A 363-nucleotide genomic window follows, 5' to 3' on the forward strand; every position below is an offset into this window, starting at 1 on the left:
ATTTCGTACTTGAAAAGATTGGAAGAAAATTCTATTTTAGTTTTTATTTGTCCAACTTTAAGGAAAAAATCAATTTTCACAGAACTAAAAAGAAAGCTCTTTGAAGAAAATATTTATCTCTCTGAAAACAAAGAACTTTTAACTTTTGTAACTGAAAATAATAAGCACATTCTAATTCAAAGTTGGAATGAAGTTCTTGAACCAATTAAAAATCTGCTGAAAGAAAATCAAGATGAAAGATTGGTTTCGGACGTTGATCAAATTATTGGATTTTGTGAAGTAATTGATAAAAATTCATTCATTCCATTAACCGAAAATGACCTTTCTCCAGAAATTGGTAGACGAATAAACAGTTATTATTTT

At 26.7% G+C, this 363-nt stretch carries 1 protein-coding gene; it reads left to right on the forward strand.

Going from position 1 to position 363, the window contains the following annotated elements; all coding sequences use genetic code 11:
- Positions 1-18: 18 nt before the first annotated feature.
- On the forward strand, positions 19-363 hold a 345-nt coding region (locus VQ048_RS13110), incomplete at its 3' end, for a hypothetical protein (protein WP_327611997.1).

Source organism: Bergeyella anatis (assembly GCF_036016955.1).
Taxonomy (GTDB): Bacteria; Bacteroidota; Bacteroidia; order Flavobacteriales; family Weeksellaceae; genus JAYWXI01.